This is a genomic window from Aeromonas dhakensis (assembly GCF_000820305.1).
GTDB lineage: Bacteria > Pseudomonadota > Gammaproteobacteria > Enterobacterales > Aeromonadaceae > Aeromonas > Aeromonas dhakensis.
This window is the reverse complement of sequence record NZ_CDBH01000010.1, coordinates 932-4,241: the sequence shown is the minus strand read 5'-3', so window position 1 is coordinate 4,241 and position 3,310 is coordinate 932. Positions and strand designations below refer to the sequence as shown.

At 56.1% G+C, this 3,310-nt stretch carries 4 protein-coding genes; 1 reads left to right on the top strand and 3 read right to left on the bottom strand.

Translation table 11 applies throughout. The features are described 5' to 3' along the window. Nucleotides 1–579 (top strand): tetratricopeptide repeat protein (locus BN1143_RS00700; RefSeq protein WP_042049279.1); only part of this gene is annotated, 579 nt, incomplete at its 5' end. Between the two features lie 44 nt (nucleotides 580–623). Here BN1143_RS00700 and BN1143_RS00695 read toward each other — a convergent pair. The 3 genes from BN1143_RS00695 to BN1143_RS22555 form a co-directional block, all read right to left on the bottom strand. Next, nucleotides 624–1,832 carry a tyrosine-type recombinase/integrase gene (locus BN1143_RS00695; RefSeq protein WP_042049278.1) on the bottom strand — a complete coding sequence of 403 codons (1,209 nt, stop codon included), beginning with the start codon at nucleotides 1,830–1,832 and terminating at the stop codon, nucleotides 624–626. 240 nt (nucleotides 1,833–2,072) lie between these two features. Beyond that, on the bottom strand, nucleotides 2,073–2,504 hold the full coding sequence (locus tag BN1143_RS22560) for an MFS transporter (protein ID WP_197069832.1): 432 nt from the start codon (nucleotides 2,502–2,504) through the stop codon (nucleotides 2,073–2,075). A 198-nt stretch (nucleotides 2,505–2,702) separates the two neighbouring features. Next, nucleotides 2,703–3,089 carry a hypothetical protein gene (locus tag BN1143_RS22555; RefSeq protein ID WP_197069831.1) on the bottom strand — a complete coding sequence of 129 codons (387 nt, stop codon included), beginning with the start codon at nucleotides 3,087–3,089 and terminating at the stop codon, nucleotides 2,703–2,705. Between the last annotated feature and the right edge of the window lie 221 nt (nucleotides 3,090–3,310).

The window sequence follows — 3,310 nt, the reverse complement described above, 5'->3', positions numbered from 1 at the left end:
CCCACAGACCCCGCTTTGGGGCGTTACTGGCTGGAACTGGCAGCCGGACACGGCTCCCATGAAGCCGAGTACCAACTGAGCTTGCAGCAGGTAGACCAGGAGCAGCAGCTCCACTGGTTAACGCGGGCTGCCGACGGTGGTGTCACCAAGGCATGGTTTGAGCTGGCGGAGCTACAGCATAAGCAAGGGACACTGGAACAAGCGAGAGCCAGCTATGCCAAGGCTGCCCAACAAGGACACACTGCAGCGCAATACGTTTACGGCGAAATGTTGCGTCTGGGGCAAGGTGGCAAAGAGAATTACGCACTGGCTCTCAAGCAGTATCGCCTGGCTGCCCAGCAAGGTGACCACATGGCCCAATACCGGATGGGAACACTGCGAGAGGAAGGCTTGGGTGCTCCTCGTAATCGGGTGCATGCATATGCTTGGCTCTCACTGGCGGCTACAGAAGCTATGCCTGAAGCCGTGCGGGCCCGTGATGAACTGGAGGCCGTGATGACCAAACCAGAAGTAAAGCAGGCTCAGAAGCTGTCGGAACACTGGTTTGGCAAGATGCCCACAATGGCTAAGAAAAGCTAAAAAAAGAATATAGAAAGAAGCGGCCCATCAAGGCCGCTTCTTTCCTATTTAGTTGGTGAGTTACCGGATACAAACTTAGCCCAAGCATCCATCATGGGCCGACGTTGGTCCAGCAGGTCAGTACGGTGGTATGCAGCTTCTACCTTGTTCTGCACTGTGTGAGCTAATGCTCGTTCAGCAAGATCCCGCGCATAGCCCTGCTCGCTGCACCAGTCGCGAAAGCTGGAACGAAAGCCATGTGCCGTTGCCAGACGGCCAGGAGTAGAGCTCGGTGCTTTTACCCGTCGCAAAAATGTCGTTAGTACCATATCTGATAGGGGGACTTGATCGCGTGGTGAAGGGAAGACCAATTCATCATGCAACCCCTGCAATCCCATCAGGATCTCAACAGCTCGAAGAGATAACGGAACGCGATGCATTTGTTTGGCCTTCATTCGCTCCGCTGGCAAGGTCCAGATCTTTGCTTCCAGGTCGACCTCTGACCATTTCATTGCCCTGACTTCACCTGAACGGCAAGCAGTCAGGATCAAGAACTCCAGCATTAAGCGAGTAACATCGTAACGCTGTATTGTCCTCAGATGCTGCTGAACAAAGGATGGAATGTCACGCCAGGGCATGGCAGGTTGATGCTCGGTACGAACGGCTTTACTGGGTTGTAGTGGGAGTAAGTGATTTACAACATCGACCGGGTTTGCTTGGCAGTGACTATGCGCCCAGGCCCAAGCCATGACCGCATGCAGTCGTTGTTTCACACGACTGGCAGTTTCAGGGATCTCCAACCAGATCGGCATTAAGACCTCAGCGATCTGTGCAGGAGTGATGGCAGAGATTGAGTACTGGCCAATCATGGGGAATGCATACTGCTCGAGCGTCGCGATCCACTGTTTGCCGTGTTTGGTGTTTTTCCATCCAGGCAGCAGTTTGGAATGAACTTCTCGAGCCGCAGCCTCGAAAGTCGGGATAGAGGGTTTACTCTCCTCTGCACGTTTGAGCTCCAGAGGGTCAAGGCCATTGGCGAGTTGCTCTCTCATCTTCTGTCCTTGCTTGGTGGCATCGGCTATGGATATCTCGGGGTAAGAACCAAGCCCCGCATTTCTGCGTTTGCCGGTCACTGGACTGACATAACGAAGCACCCAGTTGCCACGGCCTTTAGCCGTTGATGGATGAAGTGCAAGACCTGTCACGCCACCATGTGCAATTGTTTTGTCACCCGGCTTGAGGTTACGTGCTTTGGTATCGGTAAGAAGTGCCATAGGGAAAATTCCTTGAGAATGTGGCATGCCATGGACTATGCCATTCATTGTGCCATTTAGTACGGGATAGAGTCATTTATAGTCGGACAGCTTTGGATGGATTTGTATATAAGGTGCTGATTATAAACGGATGTATAGGGTGTGGCTGGTTTTTGTTGGATGTAATTAAGGCGGGCTGTCTCTCCGCCATCTTCAAGGCCCAACCTGTCTGACAGGTTGGGCTTTTTCATTTTGTGATTTTTATAGTACGCCATTAGAAGGTGCTCCCGAACCCCGCCCCTGGTTCATAGACTGTTGCCTCCCTGCACCTCTGTCCGCCTCCATTGCGTCCATGTTGGCAATGGAGGAAGCCGTCAGACCGATGCTGAGACAGAGTCCCAGCAGGGCCAGCGTTGCTGGCATCCTGACATTGGGATGGTGAAAGTCCACCTGGGTCAGATAGCAGAGTGCGGCCGCAGAGATTGCCAGCGATGAGCTGGCGACGGTGCGCAGGCTACAGAGGTTGAAGAGGTAACCCGCGCTCGGGCCGCCCACGGCGGCTGCGGCCATGATGGGGATGATGAACATGCCGGCTTGTAGTGGCGTGTTGCCCAGCACGTATTGCAGCGCCTGCGCCAGGGTCAGCTCGACCCCCGTCAGGGCGCCGAGGATAAGCAGCAGCGCCTGGCCCAATCCCCAGCTACCCGACGTCGTCCGTTCGATTGGCGGCAATAGGATGAATACCAGCGGCGCGACCAACAGCATGACCGGGACATAGATAAAAAAGGTCGATCCCCGTCAGTAGTGGGCCAGCCGCACTCCGCCGATCAACGGCCCGAGGACCGTCCCGCAACCCTAACTGTTTCCCACTGGCCCAGCGCAATGGCACGCTCATTTTCCTCTTGGAAGGTGCGACGTATGGTGCCCAGCACGCAGGGCATGATCATCGCGCCCACCAGGGCCAGCAGCCCCTGTGCATTGGTGAGCATGGCTGGCGTCGGCGCAAAGGTGGCCAACAGGGAAGCCATCCCGAAGATGGCAAGCCCGGTCGGTGAGCAGCACACGCCGGTTGCCGATACGATCCGCCAGAGTGCCCATGGCCACCAGCAGTCCCGGCATCAGCAGCGGATAGATGTCGATGATCCACAGTACCTCGGTAGCGGATGCACCGAGGGCCTGGGTCAGCGAAGGTACGGCAATGTGCAATATGGTCATGTCGATGACTACCGGCAAGAAGGACAGGAGGACCAGCCAGCGGCGTTGAGTGTCAGAAAACATGGCGTGGCTCCTCCGTAATGGTGGGTGAATGAGGGCTGGCAACGCAGACCTCAACCAGAGCTGTCTGGCGGCCCTCGTTCAGGCCGCACAACAGGCTCAGGGGGCAAAGCCTGGCCATTATTGCTCTCCCCATTGCTGAGCACGCCGGGCCAGCCAGACCTGCAGGCGCTCCTGCGCCCCGATGATGAAGACAAAGAAGACCGGCACGAAGAAGATGGCCA

What these genes read in the sequence shown, in the direction of transcription:
- BN1143_RS00695 (WP_042049278.1), bottom strand. Translation starts at nt 1,832, where the DNA reads ATGGCACTTCTTACCGATACCAAAGCACGTAACCTCAAGCCGGGTGAC.
- BN1143_RS22555 (WP_197069831.1), bottom strand. Translation starts at nt 3,089, where the DNA reads ATGTTTTCTGACACTCAACGCCGCTGGCTGGTCCTCCTGTCCTTCTTG.